A 15,370-nucleotide genomic window follows, 5' to 3' on the forward strand; every position below is an offset into this window, starting at 1 on the left:
GCGCGATCGCTGGACGAGGTGAGCTCCTCGCCGGACCGCGCGACGCCGACGCCGGACGACTCCGGCCTGGATGATCCCTGCGGCATGTACCCAACGTTGGAGCACCAAGCAGGGAGTGATCGTGGCGAGGTTGTGGCGGAAGATCAAGAAAACGGGGCGGGTGGCCGAGCCGGCGCCGCCGAAGCCGAGCTCGGCCGTCAAGGTCGGCGAGCTGGCCGGGTCGGTGCAGCTCCGGCACGTGGACGCGGGCTCGTGCAACGGCTGTGAGGTGGAGATCGCCTCGGCGTTCGGCCCGGTCTACGACGCCGAACGGTACGGGGCACGGCTGGTGGCCTCGCCCCGGCACGCCGACGCGCTGGTGGTCACCGGTCCGGTGACGCGCAACATGGAGATGGCGCTGCGCCGGACGTTCGAGGCGGTGCCCGAGCCGCGGCTGGTGGTCGCGTTGGGCGACTGCGCGCGCAACTGCGGGGTGTTCGCGGGCGCGTACGGCGTGGCGGGGGCCGTCGGCGACGTGGTCCCGGTCGACGTGGAGGTGCCGGGCTGCCCGCCACGTCCGGAGGAGATCGTCGCGGCGCTGCGCGATCTGACCGGTAGATGACGGGTGCCTTGCTGGCCGGGGCGGTCGGCCTGTGCGTGGTGACGGCGGTGGCTGCCCTGATCGTGCCGGATCGGGCCCGCGCGCTGGTCACGGGCCTGGGGACGGCGGGCGCCGGCGGATTCGGCGTGGCTGCCGGTGTGGCGGCCGCCCTGGGCGGGCGGTGGAACGTCTGGCTGCCGGAGCTGCTGCCGCTGGCCGGGGTGCGGTTGTCGCTGGACGGGCTGGGCGGGGTGTTCGTCGCGGTGACGGGCGGCGTGGCGGTGTGCGCGTCCCTGTACGCCATCGGATATGCCCGCGAGCACGGCCGCGTCGTGCACGGCGTGCTGCCGTTGTTCGTCGGTTCGATGCTGCTGGTCCCGGCGGCGGCGAGCGTGAGCACGCTGCTGCTGGCCTGGGAGCTGATGGCGCTGACCTCGCTGCTGCTGGTGCTCGCCGAGCACGCGCACCGGCCGCAAGTGGGGCGGGCCGGCATGTGGTACGCGGTGATGACCCACCTGGGGTTCGCCGCGATCCTGGCCGGCCTGGCCTTGTTCGCCGCTCACGCCGGCGGCGAAACCTTCGAGCAGTTGCGGGCCGCGGAGCTGCCCGCGGCGGCACGGAACGCGGTGTTCCTGGCGACGCTGATCGGGTTCGCCTCCAAGGCGGGCATCGTGCCCGTGCACGTGTGGCTGCCCCGGGCGCATCCGGAGGCGCCGAGTCATGTCTCGGCGCTGATGAGCGCGGCCATGGTGAACATGGGGGTGTACGGCATCGTCCGGGTCGGCCTCGACCTGCTGGGCGGCGGAGCGGCGTGGTGGTGGCTGGTGACGCTGGGCGCGGGCGCGTTGTCGGCCCTGTACGGCATCCTGCAGGCCGCCGTCTCCTCCGACCTGAAGCGGCTGCTGGGCTACTCCACGACCGAGAACATGGGCTTGGTCCTGGTCGGGGTGGGCGCCGCCGGGTTCTTCGCCCGCTCGGGAATACCGGTCCTGGCGGCGTTGGCGTTGACGGCGGCGCTGTTGCACGTGGTCAACCATGCGGGCTTCAAGACGTTGCTGTTCCTGGCGGCGGGTTCGGTCCTGCGGGCCACCGGCGTGCGGGATCTGGACGCGCTCGGCGGGTTGCGGGCCCGCATGCCCGTCACCTCCGTGCTGTTCGCGATCGGCGCGCTGTGCGCCTCGGCGCTGCCTCCCGGTAACGCCTTCGTCAGCGAGTGGCTGCTGCTGCAGAGCCTCATCCACGCGCTGCCTGGCTCCGGGGTGGCCGGGGCGGTGACGATGCCGCTGGCCGTGGCGGTGATCGCGTTGTCGGCGGGGCTGGCGGTGGCCACGTTCGTCAAGGCCTTCGGCGTCGGCTTCCTGGCCCGGCCCCGCAGCCCGGGGGCCGAGCGTGCGGCGGAGAGCCCGGCCACGATGCTGGCCGGCATGGGCGCCACCGCCGCCTGCTGCGCCGTGCTGGCGCTCGCCCCGGCCGTGGTGCTGCCCGCCCTGTCGGCGGCCGTGACCGTCGTCCTACCGGGGCAGCCCGCGGTGTCCGGCCAGGTGGCCCTGCATCTGAACGGGGTGATGGGGACGATCTCCCCGGTGCTGATCACGATCGCGCTGGTGGCCGCCGTCGCCCTGGTGACGGCTGCGCTGCGGCTGGTGGCCGGCCGGCGGGCGCGGCGCAGGGCCAGATTGTGGGACTGCGGTGCCGGCCCGATGACGGCCCGGATGGAATACACCGCCACCTCGTTCGCCGAGCCGCTGCAGCGGGTCTTCGACAACGTGCTCGCCCCGGAAAGTGATGTGCAGGTCACCCCGGCGAAGGAGTCGGCCTATCTGGTGGCGCGGGTGCGGTTCCAGGCGCGGATCCCCGACCGCGTCGAACACCGCCTCTACCAACCGGTCCTGGCGGCGATGGACGCGCTGGGCGGTTCGGCGCGCAAACTGGCCAACGGCAGCGTGCACCGGTATCTGGCCTACGGCTTCTACGCGCTGGTCGGCGCGCTGATCGTGCTGGCGGTGATCCGGTGACCGCGCTGATTCAGGTGATCCTCGTCGTGGCGGGCGCGCCGCTGCTGGCCGGCATGATGCGGCAGATCCGCGCCCGGCTGGAGGGCCGGGCCGGCGCCGGGGTGTTGCAGCCGTGGCGGGATCTGCGCAAGCTGGCCCGCAAGCAGCCCATCACCGGCGACGGCACCGGCTGGGCGTTCCGTCTGGCGCCGCTGCTGCTGGCCGCGACCGCGCTGGTGACGGCCGCGGCGGTGCCGCTGGTGGCCACGGACTCGCCGCTGGACGGCGTCTCCGACCTGTTCGCCGTGGTCGCGCTGCTCGCGCTCGGGTCGGTGGCGCTCATCCTGGGCGGCCTGGACACGGGTACGGCGTTCGGCGGCATGGGCGCCAGCCGCGAAGTGACCATCCTGGCCCTGGTCGAGCCGACCATCTTGGTGTCGGTCTTCGCGCTGTCGGTACGGGCGGGCTCGACGAACCTGGCCGCGATCGTCACCTCGGTCGCCGAGAACCCGTGGGCGGTGCTGTCGCCGGTGAGCCTGCTGGCCGCCGCGGCTCTGGCGATCGTCACCATCGCCGAGACCGGCCGCATCCCCGTGGACAACCCCGCCACCCACCTGGAACTGACCATGATCCATGAGGCGATGGTGCTGGAGTACGCCGGCCCCGACCTCGCGCTGATCGAGTGGGCGTCGGCGGCCCGCCTGTCGGTGCTGCTCGGGCTGCTGGCCGGCCTGTTCGCCCCCTGGGGGATCGCCACAGCCGACGCGGGGCCGATCGGGCTGATCGCCCTGCTGGTGGCGTGCCTGGCCTTGGCGGTCAAGGTCGCGGTGCTGGGCGCGTTGCTCGCGGCCGGCGAGGTGTTCATGGCCAAGCTGCGCCTGTTCCGGGTGCCGGAGCTGCTGGCCGGATCGTTCCTGATGGCGCTGCTGGCCGTGGCCGCGTCCTTCTTCCTGGCATGAGAGGGCCGGTATGAGTGATGCGGTGTACGTGCTGCTGCTGGACCTGGCGTGCGGCGCGTTCCTGCTGACCGGGGTGCTGGTGCTGTGGCGCAGCGCCCTGTCGGCCATCGTGGGGCTGTTCGCCCTGCAAGGACTCGCCCTGGCGGCCCTGATCGTCGTGCTCGGCCTGCACCAGGGAGAGATCGAACTGGTCGCGGTGGGCGTGGGGGTCGGCGCGTTGCGCGCCGGGCTGCTGCCCTACCTCATGCGGCGCGCCCTGTCCGCCGGCGGCGACGCGCGCGAGAGCCGGCCGCTGGTCAACGTGGCCACCTCGCTCCTGGTCGCCGCCGTGCTGGCGATGCTCGCCTACGCGGTCTCCCAGCCGCTCATACGGCTGGCGCCCAGCCCCGCCACCCAGGCCGTGCCCGTCGCGCTGACCGTGCTGCTGGTCGGCTTCTTCGTCCTGGTCACCCGACGGCGGGCGTTGTCGCAGGTGGTGGGCTTCCTGCTGATCGACAACGCGGTCACCGCCACCGCCTTCCTGACCACCAGCGGCGTCCCCCTGGTGGTCGAGCTGGGCGTCTCGCTGGACGTGCTGCTGGCCGTCCTGGTGCTGCAGGTCCTCACCACCCGGATGCGGGCCGCGTTCGGCGGCACCGACCTCGACGAGCTCAGGGAGCTGCACGACTGATGACATTCGCAGTGCCGGCGCCGGTCCTGGCGCCCCTTCTGGCGGCGTGCGGCTACGCCGTCCTCGGCTGGAACAAGGTCACCGCCTGGCTCGGCGCCCTGGCCGCCGGCGCCCTGCTCGCCTCCGCCATCCTCCTGTCGGGGACGGAGCAGGCCATGACGGTGTGGGGGCTGCTGCGCGTGGACGCGCTCAGTTCCTTCATGCTGGTCGTGATCGGCGCCGTGGCGCTGCTGGCGATGCTGGCCAGCCCTGCCTACCTGGCCGCCGAACTGGCCACGGGGCACACGCAAGCCCGGGCCGCCCGCCGGTTCGGCGTACTCACCCAATCCTTCATCGCCGCGATGGCGCTCGCGGTCCTGGCCTCCAACCTCGGTGTCATGTGGGTGGCCATCGAGGCGACCACCATCCTGACCGCCTTCCTGGTCGGCTTCCACCACAGCAAGCACGCCACCGAAGCCGCCTGGAAGTACGTCGTCATCTGCTCCGCGGGCATCGTGCTGGCCTTCCTGGGCCTGGTCATCGTGCACTACGCCGCCCTGCACGCCGGCCTTGCCCCGTCCGACGCGCTGGACAGCGCGGCCCTGGCCCACCACGCCGCCGGCCTCGACCCGGGCGTGATGCGCATCGCCGCCGTACTCCTCGTGCTGGGCTTCGGCGCCAAGGCGGGGCTGGCGCCGATGCACGCCTGGCTGCCCGACGCGCACAGCCAGGCCCCGGCGCCGGTGTCGGCGCTGATGTCCGGCGTGCTGCTGTCCGTGGCCTTCTACGCCATCCTGCGCGTCAAGGTCATCGCCGACGTGGCGCTCGGCCCCGCGACCATGCGCGTCCTGCTGGTCGCCGCCGCCCTCGCCTCGCTGGCTGTGGCCGCGCTGCTGCTGCTCGCCCAGCGCGATTACAAGCGGCTGCTGGCCTACTCCAGCATCGAGCACATGGGACTGCTCGCCCTCGGGGCCGCGATCGGCACCCGGCTGGCGCTGGCCGCCGTCCTGCTGCACATCCTCGGCCACGGGCTCGGCAAGTCGGCGCTGTTCCTGTCCTCCGGCCACCTCCACCAAACCCTCGGCAGCAGCCGCATCGACGCGGCCCGCAGCCTCGCCCAACGGTCGCCGCTGCTCGCCGGCGCCTTCGGGCTCGGGTTGCTGGCCCTGCTGGGCATGCCTCCGTTCAGCCTGTTCGCCAGCGAACTCGGCATCGTCCGAGCCGGGTTCGCCGCGGGGCTCGGCTGGGCGATCGCCCTGGCCCTGCTGCTCATGCTGGTGATCGTCGCCGCCATCGGCCGGCACGGGCGCCGCATGCTCCTCGGCACGCCCGACCCCGCCACACCGTCCGCCACCACGCAGCCCACCGCACCAGCCGTAGCCCTGCACAGGACCGCCACCGTCACGGTGATCGCGGCGCTGGTCGCCTGCGCGCTCCTGGGCATCACCACGGGCCCGCTGGGCGACCTGCTCCACGGCGCCGCCACCATCGCCGGAGCGACCCCATGACCGCCCACATGCCGCGCCGCACCATCGCCGACATCACCGCCGCCGAACTGGCCCCGGCCGCCGCCAAGCTGCTCGCCGACGATCACCGGCTCGCCCTGGTGTCGGCCCAGCAGCAGGAGCACGGTTTCGGCGTCGTCTACCTGTTCGTCGCGCCGAACCCCGACCGGCGCACCGAACTGCGCCTGCACCTGCCCCCGAACGGCCCCACGGTCCCCAGCATCGCTGCCCTGTCCTTCCCCGCCGGCCGCTTCGAACGCGAGATGCACGATCTGTACGGCATCACACCCGCCGATCATCCGCTTCCGCGTCGGCTGGTGCGCCACCACCACTGGCCGCGCGGCTGGTACCCGATGCGCGCCGACGCCGGCCCCCCGCCCGCCTTCGGCGACCCCGAAGGCCCCTACCCCTTCGTCACCGTCGAGGGACCCGGCGTGTACGAGATCCCGGTCGGCCCCGTGCACGCCGGGCTCATCGAACCGGGGCATTTCCGCTTCTCCGTCGTCGGCGAGACCATCCTCAAGCTCAAGGCCCGACTGTGGTTCGTACACAAAGGCCTCGAGAAACTCTTCGAACACCGTAGCCCCGCCGACGCCCTGGCCCTGGCCGAACGCGTCAGCGGCGACACCACGGTGGGCCACGCCCTGGCCTACTGCCTGGCCGTCGAGGAGGCCACCGGCACCCACGTGCCGCCGCAGGCCCAGCACGGCCGGGCCGTGCTGCTGGAGCTGGAACGCCTCTACAACCACGTCACCGACCTGGGCGCACTGTGCAACGACGTCGCCCACTCCATCCTGCACGCCCACGCCGGACGCATCCGCGAACAGCTGCTGCGCATCAACGACGAGGTCACCGGGCACCGCCTGCTGCGCGGCGGCATCACCCTCGGCGGCGCCCGGCTGCGGGCCCTGCCCGACCCCGCCCGGCTCGCGGCCATCGGCGCCGACGTCGCCGAGATCGTCGAGCTCGCCCTCGGACACAGCGTCGTGGCTGACCGCTTCACCGGCACCGCCATCCTGTCCGAACAGGCCGCCCGCGACCTCGGCACCCTCGGCTACGTCGCCCGGGCCAGCGGCGTCGACCTCGACGCCCGCCGCGATCACCCCTTCACCGACCTCTGCCCCGTCCCCACCGCGACCCGTGCCGGCGGGGACGTGCTGGCCCGCTTCCAGATCCGCGCCGACGAGATCGCCGCCTCCATCGACCTGATCACCCGCCTGGCCGACGGCACGTCCCCCTGCGAGCCGAGCGGCCCGCTCGCCGACGGAGTCTCCTACGGCGTCGGCATCGTCGAAGGCTGGCGTGGAACCATCGCCCACCGCGTCCAATTGGCCGCCGACGGCACCCTGGCCCGCGTGAAGATCGTCGATCCGTCCTTCTTCAACTGGCCCGCCCTGCCCGTCGCCCTGTCCGGCGCGATCGTGCCGGACTTTCCCCTCGTCAACAAGAGCTTCAACCTCTCCTACGCCGGCAACGACCTCTGATCGCCGCCCGCAGGACCGGCAGTCGGTTGCCGGACCGGCGCACGCGGCGGCGTCTCCTACCGGACACTGCAGCGGTGGCCGGCCGGTGCCGGGCCACTGGACGGTGCGGGGCATCGCCGCCGACCTCGGCCCTGCGCTGGTCACCCTCGGTGCTGACCGCCATCGAAGACGACCACTCCCGCGCCGGCCTTCCGACACGCGATCTGGCGCACAACCAAAGAGACGCCGAAAAACCGCGACTCGCACGCCAGCGCGGCGGCCGAACACGGACATAGATGCTCGGTTCAAGCTCCGCACCAAAGTGGGCACGCCATTTGGATTCGTGAGCGGGGTTCACCAGAACTGTGCGGCAGTGCCCTGCGAGCTGCGCCAGCGTCGTCAATGTCGGCGGGATCGAGGGAATGGTGCAGATGGACCGGAACGTCAGCGAGCCAGGCGACTCCGGAGGCCCGTGGTTCTATGGCGGCACCGCCTACGGCGTGCACTACGGCAAGGTCGGCGGCAAGTCAACGTTCACTCCGACGCTGCGCTTCGACTCGGCTCGCGACTACCAGGGGTGGACCAAATAACCGATCCTCCGCCGCCGCGCGCATCTCGATGATCAGTTCGGTCGATTGATCACCGGCCGTCCTGCGGGAACGCAGCCTTGGGCCGGCGGAGCGGCTGAACGCGATCATGGGGAGCGGTCGGGGGACTCCTGTCGTGAGCTCGCCTGCCGTTCTAGCCGGGCAGGCCGTCGAGTGTGCGGATGAGGGCGGTGCGGCCCTCGCGCAGGGCACCGGCCAGGTCGGCTCCCGCCGGACCCTGCCAGAGCAGGCGCACGACGGTGGCCCCGCGCCGGACGATCAGCGCGACGTGCGCCACCGAGTCCTGGTACGTCGGCTCACGAGGCAAATCCGGACGCCGCACGGCGAGACTCTCCATCTCACCCATCCAACCGCCCCGTTCGAAGGGCTCCACCTTGAACGGGATCCGCACCGGCTCGGCCTCGCCCTCGTACCCGCAGGGCGCGATGACGTCCTTGCCCGTGACGTCGTTCTTGAACTCGTCCTCCGGCGTCACCAGCAGCCGCCGCGCCCTCTCCGCTCCCGCCGCGTCAGGCATGACGAGGACCTCCTCGCGCACGGTGACCCGTCCCGTCAGGACCCTGCCGGCCACGGGAACCGCAGCAGGCAGGTTCTTGTAGAACAGGTCGTACGTGCATGTCAGATCGGACCGATCATCCTCGCCGGTCCAGGGCGCGACGTCCGGCCCGTACGCCGAGGGCCGTGGCAGGGCCGCGGCCAGCGCTCCCAGGCCCGGCTGCGGGGACGGAACGGGCATGGGGCCGTCCCAGCGGCCTCCGACGGCGGTCAGCGCGGACACGGACGCCGCGACACCCTGACCCACCCAGTGCGAGTCCTCGGTCTCGCCCTCCTCGATGGGCCACCACCACGACGCCTCGGCCAGGAACTGGCCGCGGGCGGCCACGATATAGGCCTCGGTCGACACGTCCCCCATGTCCGGACTCCGCGCGGCCGTGTTCATGAGCTGTGTCCCACGCCAGCCCTCGCGGTCGAAGGGCAGCGTGACGGTACTGTCGTTCTCGTCCGCGCACCGCCGCGCCGCGCGGCCCGCGAGATCCGCCAGCGGCCGCGACCGCTCCGGCGGGACGACCCAGAGCCTCAATGTCAGCGACCTCGGCAACTCGGCCACCCTCAACTCCGCACTGTAGGCGGGCACGCCCATCGGCGGCCTCAGACCGCTCTCCTGGCACGCCAGTATCAGAGGCACGGCGGGCGACGTCGCGACTCGCTGCCCGTCGAGCAGGTGCCTGTCATCGACGTGGCGGCGCAGTCGCTCGGCGATGTCCTCGATCGTGGCAGCCGCGGCATACGGCGTGTCGAACGGCGGCGCGGCCGGCACCTGACCACCGTAAGTGGCCAGGAGCAGCGCCGCCCCCACGGCCATGGCAAGGGCGAGCGCGCGGCTTCTCACATGACCCACATGTGGTTCGACGCAACCCGGCACGCCATGGTTCGGCGCCTTCGACGCAACCGTGGGCGCTGATGGAATCACGTTCCAGCGGCCCCTCGGCAGACGACACGAAGGATCACCTGTGCCGCTTCCCGGGTCGTGCGTGCGCTCGGGGGGAGTCGAACCCCCACGCTCCTTGCGGAGCACTGGATCCTGGGTCCAGCGCGTCTACCGAAGTTCCGCCACAAGCGCCTGAACCGGCCTACGCCGGCCGTTCTTTTGCCCCCACGTCTCCGTCAGCATTTGGACCGCCCCTGGCCCCTGAAATGCTTGGTGTCGAGCCCCAGGCGTGCGATATGTCGGTCGATACCCGTTTTCGCGCCCCCTGCGGTCTCAAGCCCGAGACGGCGATGAACTTCAGTTGCACTGAGCCCCGGGCTTGGCTGGCGTGGGCCGGCCCGGGGCGGGGGCCGGGTCCGGCCGGGGGGCGCCAATCCCGCCGGTCAGGCCGTGGCCCGCGGCCCTCTTCTTTCAGGGCCGCTGTCCGAGTGGCAGGATTCGAACCTGCGGTGCTCCTGCTCCCAAGGCAGGCGGGCTGACCAAACTGCCCCACACTCGGTCGTCAACAAATAAGCCGCCCCGGTGCACTCCGAGACGGCTTTCCGATAATCGGCTCGGTTATCCGGAAAGCCCTTGCCACAGTCGGGGGTAGCTCACTTCGCTGCCTTTCTTTCGTGCGGCTGGACAATGTCCACGGTAAAGGAATGATCGGCGGCGGTGCCACACATTTATTTCTGCGCGCGCGATTCCGGGGTCTCCACACGGAAGTGGGGCAGGGACTCGGGGTAGGTGTCCCTGACGTGGTTGACCAGGAACTCGCGTACGTCGCACTTGAGGTCCCACGAGGACGGCGAATCCGCGGCGCTCATCAGGGCGCGCAGTTCCACCAGGCCGTTCGGCAGCACGTCGGTGACCTGGAGCGTCCAGTCCTTCTGGTCCCACAGCGGGTTGCCCTGCAGGAACTCGTACAGCGCCTCCCGGAGTTTGGGCACCGGCACCGACCAGTCCACGCGCAGGAACACGACGGCCAGGACGCGGCTGCCGTGCCGGGTCCAGTTCTCGAACGGGTTCTGGGTGAAGTACGACACCGGCAGGACCAGGCGGCGCTCGTCCCACAGGCGCACGACGACGTAGGTGAGCGTCAGCTCCTCGATCCGGCCCCATTCGTTCTCCACGACGACCACGTCGTCGAGCCGCAGCGCGTCGCTGAAGGCCAGCTGGAGGCCGGCGAGGGCGTTGCCGATGGTGGGCTGGGCGGCGATGCCGACGATGGCGCCGGCGATGCCCGCCGAGGCCAGGATGCCCGCTCCGAGCGCGCGGACCTGCGGGAACGAGAAGAGCATCGCGCCGATCGCGATCACGACGATGACCGCGGCGGCGATGCGGCGGACCAGCCCGATCTGCGTCATGATCCGCCGCGCCCGGCGGTTGCGCTCCCCTTCGACCAGCACCAGCCGGTCGAGTACGACGTCCGTCAGCGCGTACGTGGCCTGCACGATCAGCCAGGTGACGGCGGCGATGGTGGCCAGGCCGAGCACCCGGTTGACGGTCGCCGCGACGGCCTTCGCGTCCGCGCTCGCGCCGAACATCCCCGGCGCGAACGCCAGGTTGAAGGCCGCCACGACCGCCACGGTGAAGGCGGACCACGTGCAGTGCTCCACCAGGTGCCGGGGGAACGCCCATTTGCGTCCGGCCCTGTTCAGCACTCTCCGAACCAGCTCAACCAGGAGGATCGAGCCGATCACCGAGATTACGAGAATCGGCCAGCCTGCTGGAGACTGCACGCCTATGCCCCCAATGTCTAGAAAGTCTCGTCAAAGGTCACATTGCCCTCAACCGCCACTTGATACGCAGAAACACGCCGTTCGAAGAAGTTGGCCAGCTCCTGCACGTCCTGCAGCTCCATGAACGCGAAGGGGTTGGCCGAGCCGTACCTCGTGGGCAGGCCCAGCCTGGCCAGCCGCTGGTCGGCGACGTATTCCAGGTATTGGCGCATCTGTGCGACCCCCATGCCGGGCATGCCGTCCCCGCAGAGGTCCTCGGCGAAGGCCAGCTCGGCGGCCACGGCCTCCTCCACCATGAGGGTAACCTGTTTTCCCAGGTCATCGTCGAAAAGGTCGGGTTCCTCGGCCCGCACGGTCTCCACCACGCTGAAGGCGAACTCCATGTGCATGGACTCGTCGCGGAAGACCCAGTTCGTCCCGGTGGCCAGGCCGCCGAGCAGGCCCCGGGAGCGGAACCAGTAGACGTACGCGAAGGCCCCGTAGAAGAACAGGCCCTCGATGCAGGCGGCGAAGCAGATGAGGTTGAGCAGGAAGCGCCGGCGGTCGTCCCGCGTCTCCAGACGCTGCAGCTCGTTGATCGAGTCGATCCACTTGAAGCAGAATTCCGCCTTGTCGCGGATCGAGGGGATGTGGTCGATCGCGGCGAAGGCCTTCACCCTTTCGGCGGGATCCGGCAGGTACGTGTCCAGCAGCGTCAAGTAGAACTGGACGTGCACGGCCTCCTCGAACAGCTGCCTGCTGAGATAAAGGCGCGCCTCGGGGGCGTTGACGTGCTGGTAGAGGTTGAGCACGAGGTTGTTGGCCACGATGGAGTCGCCGGTGGCGAAGAACGCGACCAGCCGGTTGATCAGGTGCCGCTCCTGCGGCGTCATCCTGGCCAGGTCGGCGAGGTCGGTGTGGAGATCCACCTCCTCGACGGTCCACGTGTTGCGGATGGCCGCGCGGTAGCGTTCGTAGAAGTCCGGGTAGCGCATGGGCCGCAGCGTGAGGTCCATGCCTGGGTCGAGCAGCACAACAGTCTCCTTACTGGCAGGCTTCGCAGGTCTCGGGGTTCTCCAGGGAGCAGGCGATCGCCTCCGCGGCGGCCCCTGCGTCGGCCCCTGCGGCGGCCTCTGTGGGTGCCGCCTGGACGGTGGTCTGGGCGATGCGGGTGGCGGGCCGGGAGCGCAGGTAGTACGTGGTCTTCAGGCCCCGCTTCCAGGCGTAGGCGTACATCGACGAGAGCTTGCCGATGGTCGGGCTGGCCATGAAGAGGTTCAGGGACTGGGACTGGTCGATGTACGGCTGGCGCGCGGCGGCCAGGTCGATCAGCGCCTTCTGCGGCAGCTCCCAGGCGGTGCGGTAGAGCACCTTGAGGTCGTCGGGGATGCCGGGGACCGTCTGGACCGACCCGTCGGCCCGCTTGATGTCGTCGCGCAGCTGCTGCGTCCACAGCCCGCGCGCCTGCAGATCGGCCACCAGATACCGGTTGACCTGGAGGAACTCGCCCGACAGCGTCTCGCGCTTGAACACGTTGGACACCTGCGGCTCGATGCACTCGTAGCAGCCGGCGATGGAGGCGATCGTGGCGGTGGGCGCGATGGCGATCATGAGCGAGTTGCGCAGGCCGGTGCGGGCGACCTTCTCCCGCACGGCGTCCCAGCGCGGCGTGCTCGTGACGTAGTGGTCCGGGTGCAGCACTCCCCCGGCCGCCCGCGTCTCGGCGTACGACGGGTGCCGGCCGCGCTCGGCCGCCAGGTCGGCCGAGGTGTCGTACGCGGCCAGCGCGATCTCCTCGGCGATCCTGGTGGACAGCTCCAGCGCCTCGGGCGAGTCGAACGGCAGCCGCAGCGTGAAGAACACGTCGGCCAGGCCCATGACGCCGAGCCCGATGGGCCGCCAGCGCCTGTTCGCCGCCTCGGCCTCGGGCGTCGGGTAGAAGCCCAGGTCGATGGTCCGGTCCAGGAAGCGCACGGCCGTGCGCACGGTGCCGCGCAGCCGGTCCCAGTCCACGCCGCCGTCGAGCAGGCAGGCGGCCAGGTTGATCGAGCCGAGGTTGCAGACCGCGGTCTCGGCGTCGCTGGTGACCTCCAGGATCTCGGTGCACAGGTTCGACAGGTGGATGACGTTCCCGGGGCGGCCGGTCTGGTTGGAGGTGCGGTTGGCGGCGTCCTTGAAGGTCATCCAGCCGTTCCCGGTCTGGGCGAGCGTGCGCATCATCCGGCCGTACAGGGTCCTGGCCGGGATCTGCCGGACATGTCGCCCGGCGGCCTCGTACGCGCGGTACGCCCGCGTGAACGCGTCACCGTACAGGTCGGTGAGGTCGGGAACCTCCTTCGGGTCGAACAGCGACCAGACCTCGTCCGCCTCCACCCGGCGCATGAACTCGTCGGGCACCCAGTTCGCCAGGTTCAGGTTGTGGGTGCGGCGGGCGTCCTCGCCGGTGTTGTCGCGCAGCTCCAGGAACTCCTCGATGTCGGCGTGCCAGGTCTCCAGGTAGACGCAGGCCGCGCCCTTGCGCCGCCCGCCCTGGTTGACGGCCGCGACGGACGAGTCGAGCGTGCGCAGCCACGGGACGATGCCGTTGGAGTGGCCGTTGGTGCCCCGGATCAGGGAGCCGCGTGAGCGCACCCGGGTCCAGGCGATGCCGATGCCTCCGGCGTACTTCGACAGCCGCGCCACCTGCCCGTACCGGTCGTAGATCGCCTCCAGCTCGTCGCGCGGCGAGTCGAGCAGGAAGCACGACGACAGCTGCGGGCGGCGCGCGCCCGAGTTGAACAGCGTGGGCGAGCTGGGCAGGTACGACAGCGTGGACATGAGCGCGTAGAGCTCGGCGGCCTCCGCCACCGACTCCGACAGCCCGCAGGCCACGCGGAGGAAGAAGTGCTGCGGGCGCTCCAGCACCGCCCGCGTCTCGGGGTGTCGCAGCAGGTAGCGGTCGTAGACGGTGCGCAACCCGAAATACTCGAACCGGTCGTCCGCCTCCACGGAGACCAGCGCGTCCAGCTCGGCGGCGTGCGCGGCGACGAACTCCGCCAGCCCGTCCTGGATCAGCCCGGCCGCGTGGGTGGCGGCGATGGACTCGGAGAACGTCCGCACCCCGTGCGCGGCGGCCTCGTCGGCGATCTCCTCGGCCAGGAGCCGGGCGGCGACCCGGGAGTTGGCCGGGTCGGTGATGACCCGGGCGGCGGCCTCCTCGATGGCCAGACGGCGATCGACCTCGATGATCTGCGTCACGTGCTCTCTCCTCGCGAGCTCGTCCCCCGTGAGGGCGCGCGAGAGCACGGCGGCGCGGACCATCCCCCGGCCGTTTCGCTCCCCGGCCCTCCCGCGAGGCCATGGTCACTTCGTGCCGGGCGGGCGGCCCGGGCACACCGCTGGCAGGTCTTCGGGCTCGCGGGCGCGCGCATCGCTCCTACTGGCCGTCGCTTCCCGGATCACTCCAGTGCACTTGACGGCGGTCGTTCCCGCTCACCGCTGCGGGGCAGCCCCGGAATCACACCGGGTTCCCTTTTGCTCCGCCTCCGGAGAGGCGAACCAGCGACGAGCAGGATCCTACATCTAGTGGCCGTTCCCGCAACTACCCCAGCATGTTGTGGCCTTGGTGGTGCCGAGCAGGCCGAGATCCCGCAGGACGGCACGGGTGCGCTCGACCTCGGAGCCCAGCCACTGTTTGAAGTCGGCGCCGCTGAGCGGGATCGAGATCCAGCCCGCGGACCGGCAGGCCGCCTCCCAGTCGGCCGAGCCGGTCACGTCCTCGCACATGCGGATGGCCGATTCGCGGCTCTCGTCCGGCATGCGTTCGGGCCCGAAGGCCGCCGCCCAGTCCGCGAAGTCGACCCGTACGCCGGACTCCAGCAGCGTCGGAGCGTCGAGGCCGGGCACCTGCCTGGCCGAGGACACCGCGAGCGCCTTGACCTGGCCGGCCTTGATGCTCGCGCGCCAGTCGGCCAGCGGGCCCGCGGCCGCCGCGGCCTTGCCGGACAGCAGCGCGGTGACGGCCTCCTGGCTGCTGGGGTAGCCGGTGTAGTCGAGCTGGCGGGTGTCGGCGCCGAGCCCCCTGGCGATCAGGCCGAACAGCAGGTGGTCGGGCTCCCCCTGGGGCCCGCCCGCCAGCTGCGTCTGGCCCGGACTGGCGAGCAGGTGGGCGCCGAACGCCTCGAAGTCCCCGAACGGCGAGTGGACGGGCACGACCACGACCTCGACCTCGCCGGTGAGCCTGGACAGGGGGGTCGCGGTGTCCAGGAGGGTCTGGGCGTTGTTCAGCTCGGCGGCGGCCAGCGCGGGCAGCCCGCTCACTGTGATCCTGATGCCCGCGCCGTTCTCGGCTCGGTCAATGACGAGATGGGCCGCCGGATCTTCGTCAGCCTCCGGCTGCTGCTCATCGGCACGCTGGTGGGCTTCGCCGTGGGCGTGGCGT

Annotated in this window: 12 protein-coding genes, 2 tRNA genes and 1 riboswitch; of the genes, 7 read left to right on the plus strand and 7 right to left on the minus strand. The window is 71.3% G+C overall.

The window, feature by feature from the left end; translation table 11 throughout:
• The first annotated feature begins 121 nt into the window (after window positions 1-121).
• From ACWDX9_RS26040 to ACWDX9_RS26070, 7 genes are all read left to right on the plus strand, one after another.
• Complete coding sequence (locus ACWDX9_RS26040; RefSeq protein WP_449958159.1) at window positions 122-601, plus strand: NADH-quinone oxidoreductase subunit B family protein; 480 nt, start codon at window positions 122-124, stop codon at window positions 599-601.
• The gene (locus ACWDX9_RS26045; RefSeq protein WP_449958161.1) at window positions 598-2,595 is read left to right on the plus strand and encodes a proton-conducting transporter transmembrane domain-containing protein; all 1,998 of its coding nucleotides are present in this window, start codon (window positions 598-600) and stop codon (window positions 2,593-2,595) included. Before ACWDX9_RS26040 ends, ACWDX9_RS26045 begins: the two co-directional genes overlap by 4 nt.
• Entirely contained in the window at window positions 2,592-3,533 is a 942-nt protein-coding gene (locus tag ACWDX9_RS26050) for a respiratory chain complex I subunit 1 family protein (protein WP_449958165.1), read from the plus strand. Before ACWDX9_RS26045 ends, ACWDX9_RS26050 begins: the two co-directional genes overlap by 4 nt.
• A 10-nt stretch (window positions 3,534-3,543) precedes the next feature.
• Window positions 3,544-4,203, plus strand: coding sequence for a hypothetical protein (locus tag ACWDX9_RS26055; protein WP_449958168.1), 660 nt, complete (start codon window positions 3,544-3,546; stop codon window positions 4,201-4,203).
• The gene (locus ACWDX9_RS26060; RefSeq protein WP_449958171.1) at window positions 4,203-5,690 is read left to right on the plus strand and encodes a proton-conducting transporter transmembrane domain-containing protein; all 1,488 of its coding nucleotides are present in this window, start codon (window positions 4,203-4,205) and stop codon (window positions 5,688-5,690) included. The genes ACWDX9_RS26055 and ACWDX9_RS26060 overlap by 1 nt, the downstream gene beginning before the upstream one ends.
• Window positions 5,687-7,171, plus strand: coding sequence for a hydrogenase large subunit (locus tag ACWDX9_RS26065; protein ID WP_449958174.1), 1,485 nt, complete (start codon window positions 5,687-5,689; stop codon window positions 7,169-7,171). Before ACWDX9_RS26060 ends, ACWDX9_RS26065 begins: the two co-directional genes overlap by 4 nt.
• Window positions 7,172-7,581: 410 nt before the next feature.
• Window positions 7,582-7,740 carry a hypothetical protein gene (locus tag ACWDX9_RS26070; RefSeq protein WP_449958176.1) on the plus strand — a complete coding sequence of 53 codons (159 nt, stop codon included), beginning with the start codon at window positions 7,582-7,584 and terminating at the stop codon, window positions 7,738-7,740.
• Between the two features lie 151 nt (window positions 7,741-7,891).
• Here the strand turns inward: ACWDX9_RS26070 and ACWDX9_RS26075 are convergent, their stop codons facing one another.
• The 7 genes from ACWDX9_RS26075 to ACWDX9_RS26105 all read right to left on the minus strand — a co-directional run.
• Window positions 7,892-9,148 carry a hypothetical protein gene (locus ACWDX9_RS26075; RefSeq protein ID WP_449958179.1) on the minus strand — a complete coding sequence of 419 codons (1,257 nt, stop codon included), beginning with the start codon at window positions 9,146-9,148 and terminating at the stop codon, window positions 7,892-7,894.
• A 143-nt stretch (window positions 9,149-9,291) separates the two neighbouring features.
• Window positions 9,292-9,379: transfer RNA gene (locus ACWDX9_RS26080), tRNA-Leu, on the minus strand.
• Window positions 9,380-9,670: 291 nt separating this feature from the next.
• Window positions 9,671-9,746 (minus strand) — tRNA-Pro (locus ACWDX9_RS26085).
• 169 nt (window positions 9,747-9,915) lie between these two features.
• Window positions 9,916-10,932 (minus strand): mechanosensitive ion channel family protein, encoded by a 1,017-nt coding sequence (locus ACWDX9_RS26090; protein WP_449958182.1) that lies wholly within the window; start codon window positions 10,930-10,932, stop codon window positions 9,916-9,918.
• 56 nt (window positions 10,933-10,988) lie between these two features.
• Window positions 10,989-11,984, minus strand: a complete 996-nt coding sequence (locus ACWDX9_RS26095; protein WP_355195115.1) for a ribonucleotide-diphosphate reductase subunit beta — start codon at window positions 11,982-11,984, stop codon at window positions 10,989-10,991.
• Window positions 11,985-11,994: 10 nt separating this feature from the next.
• On the minus strand, window positions 11,995-14,187 hold the full coding sequence (locus ACWDX9_RS26100) for a ribonucleoside-diphosphate reductase subunit alpha (protein WP_449958185.1): 2,193 nt from the start codon (window positions 14,185-14,187) through the stop codon (window positions 11,995-11,997).
• A 125-nt stretch (window positions 14,188-14,312) separates the two neighbouring features.
• Window positions 14,313-14,507: riboswitch (cobalamin riboswitch) on the minus strand.
• Between the two features lie 4 nt (window positions 14,508-14,511).
• Window positions 14,512-15,370 (minus strand): tripartite tricarboxylate transporter substrate-binding protein (locus ACWDX9_RS26105; protein WP_449958187.1); only part of this gene is annotated, 859 nt, incomplete at its 5' end.

This window comes from Nonomuraea sp. NPDC003201 (assembly GCF_053590415.1).

Coding starts and splice junctions, on each gene's coding strand:
- ACWDX9_RS26065 (WP_449958174.1), top strand. CDS start 5,687: ATGACCGCCCACATGCCGCGCCGCACCATCGCCGACATCACCGCCGCC.
- ACWDX9_RS26045 (WP_449958161.1), top strand. CDS start 598: ATGACGGGTGCCTTGCTGGCCGGGGCGGTCGGCCTGTGCGTGGTGACG.
- ACWDX9_RS26055 (WP_449958168.1), top strand. CDS start 3,544: ATGAGTGATGCGGTGTACGTGCTGCTGCTGGACCTGGCGTGCGGCGCG.
- ACWDX9_RS26060 (WP_449958171.1), top strand. CDS start 4,203: ATGACATTCGCAGTGCCGGCGCCGGTCCTGGCGCCCCTTCTGGCGGCG.
- ACWDX9_RS26070 (WP_449958176.1), top strand. CDS start 7,582: ATGGACCGGAACGTCAGCGAGCCAGGCGACTCCGGAGGCCCGTGGTTC.